This is a genomic window from Bacillus sp. FSL R5-0709 (assembly GCF_038004785.1).
Taxonomy (GTDB): Bacteria; Bacillota; Bacilli; order Bacillales; family Bacillaceae_G; genus Bacillus_A; species Bacillus_A mycoides.
Genome location: NZ_JBBORT010000001.1, coordinates 3028721 through 3045400, shown reverse-complemented (window position 1 = coordinate 3045400; position 16680 = coordinate 3028721). Strand labels below are relative to the sequence as shown.

Sequence of the window (16680 nt, the reverse complement as noted above, 5' to 3'; positions counted from 1 at the left end):
CTAAAGGAAAGGGGAAATAAAAGATGTTGAAATTACAAGGAAAATACAATGAAGCGAAAGTATTTACTACTAACGTAGAAGAAACAGCAGCAGGTCAAATTATTGATCTTTGTAACCAAGAATTCGTAAAGGATAGCAAGATTCGTATTATGCCAGATACACATGCGGGCGCAGGTTGTACTATTGGGACAACAATGACAATTCAGGATAAAATCGTTCCTAATCTAGTTGGGGTTAACTAATTCGGCTCCAACTTTAAAAAACTCGCTCAATTGCTGGAAACCCTAACGTAAAGGCGAGGGCAATCAGCAGCCAGAGGCTATAGTGATATAGTCAAATGGTTCAGAGACTTGCACATTGTTAGCAGACATTTGTGCAGAATTATTCCGTAATCTCTACCTTTAATTATATGGTTGATGTAGGAGGTGTTATTATAATTTTACACTATATATAGTCGAAGGAGTATAACGAAATGGCAAATAGAAAAGTTCATAATGATGGATTAACACCAAAGCAAAGATATTTCAAAAAGGTCTACGATGAAGATCCAATGATCGAGTGTGTATGTGGTTGTGGTGAAATGATTAAATCCAAAGATAAGTATGGCAGAGATAAAAAATATATTAATGGACATAACGGTCGTAAATATACTACTCCTAATCAATACAAACTCGAATGGAATTATCGTCATAGAGAACAAAGATATGCTTATAGGAAAAAGAGAGCGTATGAAATAAGAGTCAACTTCATTAACAAATTAGGTGGTAAATGCATTAAGTGCGGTTTGGAACATGATGGTATGAATACACCTGCCTTTGATTTTCATCATGTAGATCCAAACTCTAAAAATTTTAACGTAAATATGAATTCAATCAATCATTATAGCTTGTCAAAACTTGAAGAAGAAGTGAATAAGTGCGAATTAATTTGTGCTAATTGCCACCGAATCCATCATTGGCAAGAACAATTTGATTTTATGGAATAGTTAATACGGCGAGCCTATGGTAGAAGCTGCTTACTTCAATGACCGTAGAGAAGGTATAGTCCACTCTTTCAGGAAACTGGGAGATAAGTACGATATTGGTTGTGGCATGGAAGTTGTTATGATTAATAAGAAGAAAGAGGAAATCAACTTCGATCATTTAGACGAAACGATTCGTCAATTTGTCCCAAGTGGTTTTCGTATTCGAGATAAGGAACATAGATTTTCAAAAATGATTGATTTTGATAGTGTAAGAGCTCCATTCACATTACAACGTGCTCAAAAGAGTATTGGTACGCTTGGTGGGGGAAATCATTTTGTCGAACTGAATGAGGATGATAAGGGGAATATATTCATTGTCATTCATAGTGGTTCTCGTAATTTAGGTAAACAAATAGCAGAGTATTATCAAAACCTTGCTTATGAGCAACTTATCAACGTTAAATCTATTAAAGAGGAAATCATTGAACGTTTAACAAAAGAAGGCAGACAAAAAGAAATACATGAAGCTATACGCGGGATTAAGAAACCGACGATTCGCAAAGAGTTAGCTTATTTAGAAGGACAAGGATTTAAAGATTACATGAATGATATGAAAATCGCTCAAAAATATGCGGAGTTAAATCGTAAAGCAATGATGGATGAAATCGTCACTAGAATGGATTGGAAAGTAATAGATCAATTCACTACAATTCATAACTACATCGATATGGAAAATATGATTTTACGAAAAGGTGCTATTTCAGCTCAGAAAGATGAACGAGTAATCATTCCAATTAACATGAGAGACGGTTCAATCATTGCATTGGGTAAAGGAAATGCAGATTGGAACTTTTCTGGACCGCATGGAGCGGGGCGCATTATGAGCCGTAAGAAAGCTAAAGAATTACTTAACTTAGAGGATTTTCAAAATACAATGAAATCAGTTTGGACTACATCTGTTGCAGAAAGTACTTTAGATGAAGCTCCAATGGTATATAAGCCAATAGATGAAATTGTTGAGAATACAAAAGAAACAATTGATATCAAACATATTATTAAGCCGATTTACAATTTTAAGGCTAATTAAAAGATGAGTAACCTGTATTGTAATGAAATATAGTATTGGAAAGTGGTCAGTATATTACTATTGGGAGTAGAGTAGGAGGATTATGAAAAATAATGTAAATGTTTATATAGGGGTAGCAGCGCATGCCCATCAACTTAAAAAATATATACCCCCCAAAAAAGAAAAAAAGAGCTGAATTCTCAAAATAACTAACTATAGAGAAAGAAAATCTTCATTTAGGGGTTACTTTAAAACCTTAGATTGGTGGATACGGGATGGTACTCAGTATTGTAAAGAATGCTCTAATAAGTTATTATAGGTTTGTATAAATTGGTCGGTTGACCAAATAAAAAATAAGATGGTGAAATACAATGTCTAGTCCAAAAAAAACAGCTACTCGGGATCAAATACTAATGGCTACGTTTGAATGCTTAGCTGAAAAAGGTACAACCGCTATTACATTACGAGATATTGCTACAAAAGCGGGAATTACTTTAAGTTTAATTCACTATTATTTTCCAACAAAGGAGGGTTTATTAGTTAACGCTACCTCTTATGTCATGCAAAAACAAATTAAAGAAATTCAGAAGGAACTCTCAAACATACAAGATTTTTCAGAGAAATTGAAAAATCTTATATTTGTAGTACATCACCAATTCAAAAATTCTGAATGGAGAAAGGTGTATTTTACTTTATTAGCGGCAGCAGCTTGGTCACCGAAAATTATGGAAGAAATTCAAGTTCTACAGAACCAATTGATAGACATAATTCAAGAATATGTTCAAACTTCCAATGTAGAAATCATTGACTTAGCAGCATTTTCAAGGGCCTTATTGGCTTCAGTGAATGGATTAGCATTACAAGTTATGCATGGGGCTTCAGAGGAACAAATTGCTCCGGCATATGCGATTATAGAAAAAGCATTTATATCAGAATTTGCCCTCCAAAAGAAGCAATGAGTGATTACTAAACTCTATAATCCCGAGATAATTCATGTGCCAATCCATTATTCCATGAGACCAAATGGAATGTAGGATTGTAGAACATTATAAAGTGAGGTTACAGCATGACCGCATATGGATCATTTTATTTTTTCGCTATAGTGGGGATTTTATTGATACCTACTATCATAGCTGGATTAAGAGGTAAAATGTTGCGCAAATATAATGCTGTCTTAACGCTAATTATGCTTGCTATTATCTTCTCGGATAAACCAAATCAAGCAATGATGTTAGCAGTATTTATTATTTGGCAATATGTCCTTATTAAAGGCTATTTACTACTAAGAAAACAAAATAATAATACATTCATGTTTTACATGGCTGTTATTTTGTCGATTTTGCCACTGATTTTGGCAAAAATCGCACCATTTGTACCTGAATTAAAACTCATTGTTTTTACTGGTATATCTTATGTAACATTCAGGGCAGTACAAATGGTATTTGAAATTCGCGATGGCTTAATTAAAGAATGCTCATTTTTTAATTTCTGGGAATTCATTTTGTTCTTCCCTGCCATTTCGACCGGACCTATCGATCGGTATCGCAGGTTCCAAAAAGATATTCAAAAACCACCAAGTGCTGAAGAATATCAAAATCTACTATACATGGGTATTAACCGTATTTTTCAAGGTTTTCTGTATAAATTTATACTTGCTTACTTAATAAAAGAAAATATTATGGATGCAACAATAGCTCACCAAAACACAATTTTATCAAATATGATTTATATGTATAGCTATAGTTTATATCTATTTTTTGACTTCGCAGGTTATAGCTCATTCGTAATCGGTGTCAGTTATATGATGGGTATTAAAACACCAGAAAACTTTAATAAACCGTTTATCAGTCGTAATATTAAAGATTTCTGGAATCGTTGGCATATGAGCTTATCATTCTGGCTCCGTGATTTTATTTACATGCGCTTTGTCTTTTTTGCCACAAAGAAAAAGCTCATAAAAAATCGCTATATGATTTCATATATTGGCGTCTTTTTGAACTTTTTTATCATGGGAATTTGGCATATTACAGGTCATCATATTGCTCAATATATGATTTATGCTCTATATCATATTGCTCTGTTTATTTTATTTGATATTTTCGAACGAAAAAACAAGAAGTATAAATTTTGGCCCAACAATACGTTCATGCATGTCCTTGCAATTGTGATTACATTCCATTTCGTATGTTTCGGTTTCCTAATTTTCTCTGGTCACCTAAATAATTATTTTTAATAAGTAATTTCTTTTCTTGTAACTAAGAAGTTACTAATAATACATTTCAGATATAAAGGAGATTTTTTTAATGGTAGAATTCAAAAATCAAGTATTAGATATTTTAGAAGAAGTATGTGAAAATGATATTGTAAAAGAAAATCCTGATGTGCAATTATTTGAAGAAGGTATCCTTGATTCTTTTGCTACAGTATCTTTACTAGTAGAATTCCAAGAACGTCTAAATATTGAAGTGTCTATTTCTGATTTCGATCGTGATGAGTGGGCAACACCAAATATGATTATTAAGAAGTTGGAAGATATCCGATGAAAAAGCAACCTTGGGTCAGATGCTCCTAGCATTGGACCTTTTTGTGATCCTGGTATAAAAAATCTATAAAACTTGGACATTTTGATTCTCTCACAATCTTTGGGTTCATCCGTATGCCCATCAAGTTAAAAATATTCACTATGCCCAAGTATAAAAAAACGTTATTCTTTCTAAACAAGATTATTAGAAAGGATGACGTTTTTTATGAATTTTTCGATTCAAGGTGAACTACAATTATTTGTTGAAGAATTATATCAACATCTTACTCCTTCATTTTTAGAAAAACTTGCTAGAGAAATAGCTTTTGTACAACGAAAGCGTAAGTTTTCAGGTCATGATTTAGCTACTATTTGTGTCTGGATAAGTCAGCGGGTAGCGAGTGATTCTTTAGTACGACTGTGTAGTCAACTTCATGCTGTTACAGGAACTCTTATGAGTCCAGAAGGACTTAATAAGCGATTCAATAAAAAAGCTGTTTGCTTTTTAAAACATATTTTCTCTACATTATTAAAAAATAAAATTTGTGAAACATCAGTGATTCCAGGCTCTTCAATCTCTTATTTTCAACGAATTCGTATTTTAGATGCAACGGATTTTCCAAGTGCCAAAACACTTAGCTAGTGTGTATCCTGGATCAGGTGGTTGTGCACAAACAGCGGGTATAAAAATTCAGTTAGAATATGATTTACATAGTGGCCAATTTTTAAATTTCCAAGTGGAACCAGGGAAAAATAATGATAAAACTTTTGGAACAGAGTGCTTAGCTACATTACGTCCTGGAGATCTATGTATTCGGGATTTAGGCTATTATTCACTGGATGATTTAGATCAAATGGACCAACGTGGCGTGTATTATATATCACGGCTTAAATTAAACAATATGGTGTATATCAAAAATGGATTTCCTGAATATTTTCGAAATGGGACAGTAAAAAAACAGTCTCAGTACACCAAAGTTGATTTAGAACACATTATGAATACCTTAAAACCAGGGCAGGTCTATGAAATAAAAGATGCTTATATTGGAAAGGATAAAAAACTATTCACTCGGGTGATTATGTATCGATTAACAGAAAAACAACTGCGTGAGCGTATGAAAAAACAAGTGTATACGGAAAGTAAAAAAGGTATTACGTATTCAGAAAAAAGCAAACGATTAGCTGGCATGAACATATATTTTACCAATACACAATTTTTATTCTCTCCGTTGGCAAATTGAAATCATATTTAAAACTTGGAAATCACTTTTTCAAATTCATCATTGCCAAAATATCAAACAAGAGCGATTAGAATGCCATGTTTATGGAAAACTCATTGCCATTTTTCTATGTTCTTCTACTATGTTTAAAATGCGACAATTAATTTTACAAAAGAAACAAAAGGAATTAAGCGAATATAAAGCTATTGGAATGATTAAAGATCATTTATACATCTTGTATCAAGCTACGCAACTAAACACCCAAGAAATAACAAAGATTCTTATTCGGCTGTTCCACCTCCTACAGAAGAATGGACGGAAATCTCACAGATACGAAGAGAAAACAGTCTTTGATATTATGGGGGTTGTCTATGAGTATAATGAGGTGACCCGGCAAAAGAAAGATGCATAATTTTTGAAATTAGGCCGATTGAGGTTTATTTAGCATGCTCATTTTTAAGGATACACAGTATTTTAAGGGTTTTTCCGTTCATATGAACGAAAGTTCATTTTGTTTTGGTTCTTAAGTTGATGGGCATGGGGTAGCAGCGGCTATAAGCATTTTTATCCTTTCTATAATTTTCCTTTATTTTAATCCTTACAGTAATCAAATCACTGTGAATTTTCTGCGTGAAGTATAAAAAACAGCCATTCCTTAGTGAAACGGCTGTTTTCGTAATTCAATAAAAGCTCTCAGATTGCGGTAGATATTTTTAAATATTATTTTGTTTTTTTTGACTTGATTATAATAAAAGATGGACTTCGCGATTCGTTTATTAAATCTGGCATTATCTCTATCCCTGCCAAAGTTGATTGTGGCTCGATTATTTTATCCAGCGAAAGCCCGTGTTCAATCAAAGTATTTATTAATGTGGCAACAGTTCTATGATAAATAACCACACTATCGTCAACAAACCAGTTGTGTACTCTGATTCCTTCTTCTTGATAATTATCTAATGCCCAGTGTGATGTATTACCATCCTCAGTTTTTATCCAATGGTTGCTTCCTTTGCGAGCTGTTGCTATTGGATGTTCGGTTGAAAAGATAAATTCACCACTGCTTTTTAATAGTTCATTAATCTTTTGAATCATTGCCGAGTAATCTTCAATGTAATGTATAGAGAGGGAACTTATAATCAGGTCGAACTTTTGATTGGTTAGTCCCATATCCTCCATAGGAAGACACATAAATTCTATGTTATCATCCTGATTTAACTTTTTAGCACGTTCAATCATATTTTTGGATATGTCTACACCTATTACGTTTTTTGCACCATTTTCTATACAATACTTTGAAAAATGACCATCACCGCAACCCAAGTCTAATACCGATTTTCCTTTCAAACACAGAATTAATGATTTGATTGCTGGCTGTTCTATGAAGTCATTAGCGTTTATTCCACTTTCACGCAATGCTGTGTAGTTTTTGAAGAAATTCGGATTATCGTAAATATTTTGTTTCACTTACATCACTCCTCAGATAAGGTTTTCATAGATTAAGCTGACTTCTGTTTCCAAATTATCATACTAACCATAAAAATTTTGTCATCCTTTTATTATAGTAATGGTTTTTAGGAAGATATCTCGAACTCAATACTTTCACAATCCTGCCCGTTTGCTGAATAATCTGCTGTAAATACTATACCGTATTAAGAAAATTAACCTTTATTTTAATTATAAGCAACAATCTTTACGAAAAGAGCCTTTTATTTTTTATTAAGCTATTGAAACGATAGTGAAGGGACGAGAGCGTAATGAAGCGAGAACTATCGAAATTAGCGGATGTACTAGTCAATCATTCGACTAAAGTGCAGCCTGGTGATCATGTGTTAATTCAAAGTGTTACTGAAATAGATCCCGCAGTAGTTCGTGAAATTATTAAGTCTGTGGAAAAAGCAGGGGGATATGCGCATGTATCAATGCGTGATGTTTCTGTTACAAGGCAATTAATTCTATCAGGATCTGAAGAACAATTTAAGTTATTTGCAGATTGGGAATGTTATCGCTTAAGTAAGATGCAAGTATATATTAATCTCCGTAGCCCTAGAAATGCATATGAATTAGCAGATGTACCATCAGAAAAAATGAAATTATATCAAAAGATATTTGGAAAAGCTCATAGTGAAGCAGTGTATAAAACAAGATGGGTGACAACAAGAATCCCGAGTGCGGCGTCTGCGCAAGAAGCGAATATGAGCACTGAGGCCTATGAAAAATTTTATTATGATGTATGTACGTTAGATTACAATAAAATGTCGAAAGCAATGAATCCGTTAAAAGAATTAATGGAAAAGACAAAGCAAGTTAGGATTATTGGAGAAGGTACGGATTTGAAGTTTTCAATTGAAGGAATTGGCGTTTTAAAAGGAGATGGAACGGATAATATACCTGATGGTGAAGTGTATACAGCACCTGTCAAAGATTCAGTAAATGGAGTAATAACATTTAACACAGTATCCGTTCAACAAGGTTATGCGTTTCAAAATATAAAGTTACATATGAAACAGGGGAAAATAATAGATGCATATGCAAATGATACAGAGCGAATGAATCGAATTCTTGATACGGATGAGGGAGCAAGATATATTGGAGAATTTGCACTAGCGTTTAATCCTTATATATTACACCCGATGAATAATACGTTATTTGATGAAAAAATAAATGGTAGTTTTCATCTAGCAATTGGAGATTCGTTACAAGGTGCAGACAATGGGAATAAATCAGCGATACATTGGGATTTAGTAAACATTCAAAGACCGGAGTATGGCGGGGGTGAAGTTTGGTTCGATGATGTACTAATTAGAAAAGATGGGCGTTTTATTTTACAAGAGTTGTTCGGATTAAATGAAGAGAATTTAAAAAGGTAAAGTGCTTTATTGAAATTGTGTAAAGGAGATTAAAACCCGCCATAACAAACTAAAAAATTCATTGTATAAAGTTACATTTATTTAATGTAAATGATAGCTAGATTGGCGCGGCTCGGTAATTGTTGAGTGAAATAAGCCAAAATCTCTTGAAAAACACTTGATTTTTTACTACATCAATCTTTACAATCCCTCCATATAATGTGAATAGAACTAGCACTTATTTAGAAGCCTTTGAAACAGTGCATTATGTACATGCGGTGAAGAAGTAGAGGATTAGTAGGCATGGGGAGAAATCTCTGTGTATTTTTTTATGCGTATTTTTAATTTTAAAAACAATTTGTAAAAAATATTTTACAAATTGCAAGAAATAAATTACGATTATCTCAAGAGGTGTTACTATTGTTACATAATAAAATTGTAGTTTGTCGAGCAGAAAAAGGTTGGACTCAAGAAGAACTGGCAACAAGAGTGGGAGTTAGTCGTCAAACTATCGCTACTCTTGAAAAGAATAAATATAACCCTTCTCTAATTCTTGCCTTTAAAATCGCAAATGCATTTGAAAAGCCGTTAACCGATGTATTTGATTATCTAGAGGAGTGATACATATATTGTTGTTAAAAATTTTATTATTTGTTTTATTAGTGATAAGTAAGATGTATGTAATAAAATTTCAATCAAGTGATGAAGCAAATGACGAAAGAGGAAGAGAAATTCTATATAAAACAAATAATGTTTTGTATAATATTCTATATTTAGGTATCATTTCCATTATTGTTTTACAATTAATTGATATTATTCCTTTGAAATTTCTACCTGATTTGTTGTTATATTTTGCGCTTTCATTAAGTGTGTTAGGCAGTATTTTTATATTTATCAATAGAAACAGGAAAAATTACTAATATGTATTAAGTATTTTATCTTGTTCTGTTAGGAAATTGAACAACATGTTTCTTTAAAAAGTGAAATTTCTATTTTAAACATGAAGGAATATAGTTAAACTAATAGCTGTGTTTATTTAAGTAGGCTACATAAAATAATTAATCTTCTTCATAAAAAATTAAGGAATCCAAAATAAAACCCACACATTTTAATCAAAATGTGTGGGTTTCTTCTTTTTATAAAATAAATATTTGCAGCAATACTTTGGTCAAATTTTAATTAAAACTAAAATTCACCTTTTCTATTATAAATTTTTGTAGTGTGGAAATATAGCTATTAGATCACCAAACTAGTATTTTGGGGGCATTAACTTAAACAATAAATAACTTCATGTCTATCTTGTTGATGAAATTCATTGCCCTCGGATAAAGGATAGTAAAACCCCTGAATAATTAGTTTTATTGATTTTTATTACAATTTTGTAAGGTTAAGTAATAAAAATCGATAGAACGGGATATTAGAATGGGATACTCTGATTGATGGGTAGAATATTCTGAAAAAAGGGGTGGAGCAAATGAAGAATAGAAAAAAAGCATCGATAATATGCAAAAGTATTTTATGTTTAATGATTTGTATATTCATTACGAATGAAGCATGGTTTACAAATGTGGTGAGGGCAGAATCAGGCACGTTGACTGATAGGAGTATAGAGGATTTCAAAAAAAAGCTGGATGAACAGGTCCCAAAATGGCAGGAGAATTATGGGGTACCAGGGGTTGCAATAGGGATTGTACATGAGGGGCGTATTGCTTATACACTTAACTACGGTTATGTAGATAAAAAGACAAAAAAAGCGGTGAGTGATGATACTTTGTTTCAAGCTGGTTCCATATCTAAAAGCCTTACAGTGTGGGGAATCTTGCATCTTGTAGATGAAGGTCGTTTATCACTAGATAATCCCGTTGGAAAATATCTGCCCAAATGGAAATTACCTAATTCAGAGTTTAATAATAATGAAGTCACGATAAGAAGATTATTAAGTCATACAGCAGGACTGTCTGCACATAAAGGATACCTTGGGGTTGCACCAGGGAAAAATCTTAATTCTATTGAGGAGTCTCTGTCTGGAAAAGGTTGGCTTAATGAACAAGTGGAGGTTACCAATAAACCAGGTTCAGAAACAATTTACTCTGGTGGCGGATATACAATTTTACAACTTGTAATTGAAGAGGTTACCGGAATACCTTTTGATCGTTATATGGAAGAACAAATTATGAAACCTTTAGGAATGAAATCTAGTTCATTCTTACAACGCCCTGAAAATCATAACCTTTCGAAAGCTTATGGATATTTTGGAGAGGAGCTCCCTAGTTACCAATTTACCGAACAGGCTGCTGCAGGTCTCAAGACAAATGTTACGGATATGATGACATTGATACTTGCAAGTATGGATACAAATAATAAAGGAAATGGTGTCATCAAAAGTGAACGTGTTACGGAAATGCAAAAGCCAGTATTAGGGGAGAATGGTTTAGGTATATTTGAAAAAAAACTATCTAATCAATGGAAATTACTTTATCATTCTGGTGACAATCGAGGCTGGCATTCTTTTTATGGTTTCATTCCTAATACAAAGGATGGATTGGTAATCCTTACAAATGGTGAAGGTGGTATAGACTTACGACAGGATATTTACCACGCATGGATGGAATATGAAACTGGAAAATTACCTGAAAGTTACTTCTCTCTAGCTGAGCAGAGAAAAAACAACTCTATTACATCAATTGTTATTGGAGCCACACTTGGTTTATATTTGCTGCTATTTGTGATTAGATTGTACAAAGGGAGAAGAACTTTCATTTTTAAGCACGAGAAGAAACCTTACATAAGATTAGTGGTTAGGGTATTTTTACTTATTATTACTGCTATTCTCGTTTTTTGTGCTGCCTATTTGTGGAGAGTTTTTAGTTTGAATTCCGGTAATACAATAAATTTTATTCTAATAATGGCATGGATTATAACATTATTAATTAGTGGATTTTTCCCGAAAGTTAGAAGTAATAAAAAACAACGTATGAAACTAAAAGATTTAACATCAAAATTTACATTTATGTAATGTTAAAGGCTAGAAAGCTGGATTGGCGCGAATTTCGAATTGTGGAGTGCAATGAAAAGACAAAATCTCTTAAAAAACACTTAAATTTTTACTCCATCAATCTTTACAATCCCTCTTTATAATATGAATTGGACAAGCAACTAAGAGAACGCAAAACATGTCAGTTTATACATTCTATATTAGGGGGAGAAATTGTATGAAAAAGGCAGTTGCTTCATTGGCTGTTATGGCAGCTTTATTACCGACACTTTCGATGCATGCGGAAGGGAAAGAGCAAGTTCGAAAATCAGCTACAACTTTTAACGTTATTAGTGACATTCAAGGAGATTTAGGGGACTTTGATCACGTATTAAAAGATATGAACAAAGTGACGCCACTTTCCAGAGCGCTTATTATGAATGGGGATATAACGCAAACTGGGCAGCAGTCACAATATGATGATGTGAAGCGTGTGTTAAACAAGAATAAGCATCCGGAAAATGTATGGTCAACTGTTGGGAATCATGAATTTTACGCTGGTAAATGGACAGCTGATGGGAAACTCTCTCAAAATACATGGCCAAATGGTGTAACGGAAGAAACATTGTTTAATCGATATTTAAAATTTAGCGGACAAGATAAGGTATATCATAAAAAAGAATTAGACGGTTATCCGCTTTTATTTTTAGGAACTGAAAAATATATGAAATACCACGATTCGAAAATGTGGGATGAAGTATATATGAGTGATGAGCAATTAGGATGGCTAAAACAAAATTTAGAAGAGTATAGTCAAAAAGATAAAAATAAGCCAATTTTCATTTTCTCTCATCACGTTTTACCTGATTCTGTATCCGGATCAAGACAATCACCATATTTACAAGACTATTTAAACGTGGATAAATTGTACGATGTATTAAAAGACTACCCGCAAGTTGTTTTCTTTACGAGTCATACGCATTGGGATTTAAACTTGCCAGACTGGGCTGGTAAAAAGAAAATTACAGGCGGAGATGAAAAAGGATTTACGGTTGTAAATACGGGCGGAATTGAAACAGGCTGGATGTCAGCTGGACCAAATGGCGGAGAGAAGACTGCTCCGGATGGATCTTCTTTCAAACAAGGATTGCAAGTGAAAGCATACGGTAACGATGTTGTCGTAACGGCTTACGATTATAAACGGGATAAGGGCATAAAGAACTTATTAATTAGTGACGCAAAAATTGCACAAATGGCACCAGATGTAACAGCAGATGATAATAAAAATGTAATCGTTGGTGCTACTGAATATATGGAGTACTCTGTAGAAGGAACGAATGAGTGGCATACGTATTATACAGCAAACCCGCCAAAATTTGATGGGGACAAGATTGTATATGTACGCCATAAAGGAGAAATGAATTTAGAAGCAGGATTAACGCAACTTCTTCGTTTTTCGGCAAATAAGTGATTGGAGAGAGCCCACATTTAAATGTGTGGGTTCTTTTTTGATTGATGAGAAACGGGCCTCTATTTGTATATTTTTGTCGTTGAATCGATATATTAAGAAAACCATTCATATAATTTCATTTACCGTACTGGAGTTAAAAATCATTGATATAAATTGCATTTACCGAATTCTAATACATTTTTAATCCAGAAAGGTGACTTCATCATTTTTCCATGTAATAATAGTATGGTTACATTTACTGTGAAAGAGTATAAAAGGAGCGTTATTGATGAATTTAGCTAAATTTCCGAGAAAAAAATATACAGAATCATATACACCAATTGAAAAATTAAACAATTTTTCTGAAGTACTTGGTGGGCCGACTATTTATTTTAAACGAGATGATTTACTTGGTTTAACAGCTGGCGGTAATAAGACGAGAAAGTTAGAGTTTCTAGTTGCGGATGCACAGGAAAAGGGTGCAGATACGTTAATTACAGCTGGTGGTATTCAGTCAAACCATTGCCGTCTAACACTTGCAGCTGCGGTAAAAGAAAAAATGAAATGTATTCTTGTGCTAGAAGAAGGGCTTGAGCCAGAAGAAAAGCCAGACTTTAACGGAAACTATTTCTTATATCATTTATTAGGTGCTGAAAACGTAATTGTTGTGCCAAACGGAGCAGATCTTATGGAAGAGATGCATAAAGTAGCGAAAGAAGTTAGTGAAAAAGGTAATACACCATATGTAATACCAGTTGGTGGATCGAACCCTACTGGCGCAATGGGATACATTGCTTGTGCGCAAGAAATTATGGCGCAATCATTCGAGCAAGGAATTGATTTCAGTTCAGTTGTTTGTGTAAGTGGTAGCGCTGGTATGCATGCTGGTTTAATTACTGGTTTTTCCGGAACACAAAGTAAAATTCCTGTAATCGGAATTAACGTAAGTAGAGGAAAAGCGGAGCAAGAAGAGAAAGTAGCAAAACTTGTAGATGAAACTTCAGCTCACGTTGGTATCCCAAACTCTATTTCACGCGAGGCAGTTACATGCTTTGATGAATATGTAGGACCAGGATACGCGTTACCGACGCCAGAAATGGTAGAAGCAGTTCAATTACTTGCGAAAACAGAAGGTATTTTACTTGATCCAGTTTATACAGGTAAAGCAGTAGCAGGATTAATTGATTTAATTAGAAAAGGCAAATTTAATAAAGAGGACAACATTTTATTCGTACATTCAGGTGGCTCACCAGCTTTATATGCGAATACGTCTCTGTTTGCGTAAGTGTAAAAAGCATTGGGTATCCAATGCTTTTTGTTTTGAATTAATGTTGAAATTTGATACAATTTCGTGAATATGCGATGATTTTTCAACATTCAACGGTAAACAACGATATATAAAGGAGATTGATGTATGACAGAGTTTTGGGAAGCAAGTTTTATAGAAAATCAAATGATGTGGGGATTTGAAGCTGCAGATTCCGCAATTTTGACGAAGGATTTTTTCCTTGAAAAGAAAGTGAAGGATATATTGATTCCTGGTATTGGATATGGAAGAAATGCAAAGGTTTTTATTGATAACGGAATACATGTAACAGGTATTGAAATTTCAAAAACAGCGATCGAATTGGCGAGGGAAAATGAAATTAATGCTAATTTATTCCATGGTTCAGTTACGGATATGCCTTTTGATAACAAACTGTATGATGGCATATTTTCTTATGCACTTATTCATTTGTTGAATAAGGATGAGAGAGAGAAGTTTATTAAAGATTGTTATAGTCAGTTAAAACCAAACGGATATATGATTTTTACTACTATTTCTAAAGATGCCCCAATGTTTGGGAAGGGGAAACAACTTGGTAAAGACTACTTCGAGATAATGGAAGGGGTAAAAATGTATTTTTATGATGTTGACTCGGTACAACAAGACTTTGGAAAATATGGACTGATAGAAACTACGGAAATTTTGGAGCCACATAAAAATATGGAAAGTAAACCTCCATTTAAATTTATAATGATCAAATGTCAAAAAACACTATAATTACAATTGTGTAAAAAATAGTGAAAGGTTACTTAATAAGCTTGATGTGTAAGCTACTCACTAATTATTCTTTAAAGGCGAAGTAAGGGAAGTCAAATGGCATCCCTTACTTCGCTTAATTTAGTTTAAAACATGTTTTAAACTTCCAACGAATTATTTGTTATATAATGGAATTGTTGAAGCGTGAGAGGGGTGATTATATGAGTACAACATTAAGAGGGGTCATATACACAATACTCAGTATTTCTATAATATTAATAATTTTTTTAGGTTACGGATTATATTTGTATTTTAAGTGAAATGGTAACCAAACCAAAGGAAAAATAAAATAATTGCTGTATTAAATAGAGTAAAACACAAACTGCTAATATAATTGCTATAACAGCGGAAGTTAATATGAAGTACGCGAAAGGAACTACGTAATCTACTCCAACTCTTTCTAAAATAGGGAGAAAGAGATTAATATTTTGTTTGCTTCACTTTTTTTCGGCACTCTACAGCTAGATGGTATTACTGACACGTACAAGTTATCAACAATCTTTATGTTGAAAGAATCTTAGCGTACGAAATTCGCGTTTTGTTGGTGCGACCACATCTCTATTAAGCTAACAGATGCAATCACCTTCAACTATCCCTTATCAGATACAAGGTAACAGATGTTTTTATAATTTGAAAGACGAGGAAACGAACTTGGAGGGAGTATTGGAAGCATACAATAAATACATTGAGGGGGCATGTTTGAGAAGATTAAATCAATGGAAAAGGAAATGATTTTTAAGTCTGGGCTATGGACCTATCCTCCCGTTCTAATTAACTAAAAGAAGAACTTCCCCATACCGATTAGACTACTAAGCATTCCTATTCCATTCATGGTGCCTTTTCCTACTGTAAGTAAGTTTCCAAGCATTCCTGCCTGACCGTTACCTCCGTTATTCCCCCATCCCATTGGGGGCCATGAACCACCCCATCCCATGGGATTTACCTGTCCTCCCCATCCTGGAGGGTTTCCAAAAACACCCGAGTTATTGGTACTAAAGTTAAAAGCCTTGGCTGGCGGCGATAGTAAAGCGGCAAGATGCCCTTGTGCGAACATCCCTGTATGATTGAATGGTTGAGCCCAAGGGAAGGGGGGTTTTTGAAAATTGAAACCTGCATGGCCTGATAATGGAGCCGAATTAGCAGGATGTCCTTGGGGCATCATCCCCGCATAATTGTTTGGCTGGCCCCAAGAGAAGGGGGAGGGCTGGGGATTGAAACCCGTATAATCGGCTGATGAATCCCAACCAACTGGATAGACTCGATAACTCCAATTCCCAGGAATCTTCAAACCATTCATTCCCTCAGCTTTAGTTATTTGGAGCTGTGAATATAATGATGCCATTGAAATTTGGTTATTATATTGTTCCCCGTTTCCCTTTGAATTCAAATACCAATATTGGTGCATACGCTTATTCCCCTCACTTTAAAAATGTAATGTTAGACTTAGCCTATGTAATATTCCTTTTTATGGATAGTTACATAACTAGATCTACAAGCCCGTATTTAAAGGAATGGGTGCGTGGTCTTGTTGATTTATCCCGCTATTTGTGGGCAGT

General features: G+C 33.9%; 15 protein-coding genes and 1 pseudogene. 14 read left to right on the top strand and 2 right to left on the bottom strand.

The annotated features are described in order from the left end of the window. The first annotated feature begins 23 nt into the window (after positions 1–23). The 7 genes and pseudogenes from MKX37_RS15500 (at position 24) to MKX37_RS15470 (ending at position 6183) form a co-directional block, all read left to right on the top strand. A complete protein-coding gene (locus MKX37_RS15500; protein WP_002110694.1) occupies positions 24–242 on the top strand; it encodes an RtcB family protein in 219 nt (72 codons plus the stop codon). Positions 243–472: 230 nt separating this feature from the next. Next, positions 473–985 (top strand): hypothetical protein, encoded by a 513-nt coding sequence (locus MKX37_RS15495; RefSeq protein WP_078422472.1) that lies wholly within the window; start codon positions 473–475, stop codon positions 983–985. 106 nt (positions 986–1091) lie between these two features. Next, positions 1092–2051 carry an RtcB family protein gene (locus tag MKX37_RS15490; protein WP_078422471.1) on the top strand — a complete coding sequence of 320 codons (960 nt, stop codon included), beginning with the start codon at positions 1092–1094 and terminating at the stop codon, positions 2049–2051. 350 nt (positions 2052–2401) lie between these two features. Then, the gene (locus MKX37_RS15485) at positions 2402–2989 is read left to right on the top strand and encodes a TetR/AcrR family transcriptional regulator (RefSeq protein WP_002128093.1); all 588 of its coding nucleotides are present in this window, start codon (positions 2402–2404) and stop codon (positions 2987–2989) included. Positions 2990–3096: 107 nt separating this feature from the next. Next, positions 3097–4263, top strand: a complete 1167-nt coding sequence (dltB, locus tag MKX37_RS15480) for a D-alanyl-lipoteichoic acid biosynthesis protein DltB (protein ID WP_002128092.1) — start codon at positions 3097–3099, stop codon at positions 4261–4263. Between the two features lie 70 nt (positions 4264–4333). After that, positions 4334–4573: a D-alanine--poly(phosphoribitol) ligase subunit DltC gene (dltC, locus tag MKX37_RS15475; protein WP_002128090.1), complete on the top strand. Its 240-nt coding sequence runs from the start codon at positions 4334–4336 to the stop codon at positions 4571–4573. 204 nt (positions 4574–4777) lie between these two features. Continuing rightward, a pseudogene (locus MKX37_RS15470) lies at positions 4778–6183 on the top strand (IS4 family transposase). Positions 6184–6491: 308 nt separating this feature from the next. On the opposite strand, the gene MKX37_RS15465 reads toward MKX37_RS15470, so the two are convergent. After that, positions 6492–7235, bottom strand: a complete 744-nt coding sequence (locus tag MKX37_RS15465) for a class I SAM-dependent methyltransferase (RefSeq protein ID WP_002128087.1) — start codon at positions 7233–7235, stop codon at positions 6492–6494. Between the two features lie 290 nt (positions 7236–7525). On the opposite strand from MKX37_RS15465, the gene MKX37_RS15460 reads away from it, so the two are divergent. The 7 genes from MKX37_RS15460 (at position 7526) to MKX37_RS15430 (ending at position 15085) form a co-directional block, all read left to right on the top strand. Beyond that, positions 7526–8638 carry an aminopeptidase gene (locus MKX37_RS15460; protein ID WP_002128085.1) on the top strand — a complete coding sequence of 371 codons (1113 nt, stop codon included), beginning with the start codon at positions 7526–7528 and terminating at the stop codon, positions 8636–8638. A 399-nt stretch (positions 8639–9037) separates the two neighbouring features. Next, positions 9038–9238, top strand: coding sequence for a helix-turn-helix transcriptional regulator (locus MKX37_RS15455; protein WP_000903048.1), 201 nt, complete (start codon positions 9038–9040; stop codon positions 9236–9238). Between the two features lie 5 nt (positions 9239–9243). After that, positions 9244–9537 carry a hypothetical protein gene (locus tag MKX37_RS15450; protein WP_033708202.1) on the top strand — a complete coding sequence of 98 codons (294 nt, stop codon included), beginning with the start codon at positions 9244–9246 and terminating at the stop codon, positions 9535–9537. A gap of 554 nt (positions 9538–10091) precedes the next feature. Continuing rightward, entirely contained in the window at positions 10092–11633 is a 1542-nt protein-coding gene (locus MKX37_RS15445; protein ID WP_078422543.1) for a serine hydrolase domain-containing protein, read from the top strand. Between the two features lie 196 nt (positions 11634–11829). After that, entirely contained in the window at positions 11830–13062 is a 1233-nt protein-coding gene (locus tag MKX37_RS15440) for a DUF4073 domain-containing protein (protein ID WP_078207008.1), read from the top strand. A 268-nt stretch (positions 13063–13330) separates the two neighbouring features. Beyond that, a complete protein-coding gene (locus MKX37_RS15435; RefSeq protein WP_001046627.1) occupies positions 13331–14326 on the top strand; it encodes a D-cysteine desulfhydrase in 996 nt (331 codons plus the stop codon). Between the two features lie 129 nt (positions 14327–14455). Further along, positions 14456–15085: a class I SAM-dependent methyltransferase gene (locus tag MKX37_RS15430; RefSeq protein WP_002128080.1), complete on the top strand. Its 630-nt coding sequence runs from the start codon at positions 14456–14458 to the stop codon at positions 15083–15085. Positions 15086–15899: 814 nt separating this feature from the next. Here the strand turns inward: MKX37_RS15430 and MKX37_RS15425 are convergent. Beyond that, positions 15900–16529: a hypothetical protein gene (locus MKX37_RS15425; RefSeq protein WP_002013699.1), complete on the bottom strand. Its 630-nt coding sequence runs from the start codon at positions 16527–16529 to the stop codon at positions 15900–15902. Positions 16530–16680 lie beyond the last annotated feature (151 nt).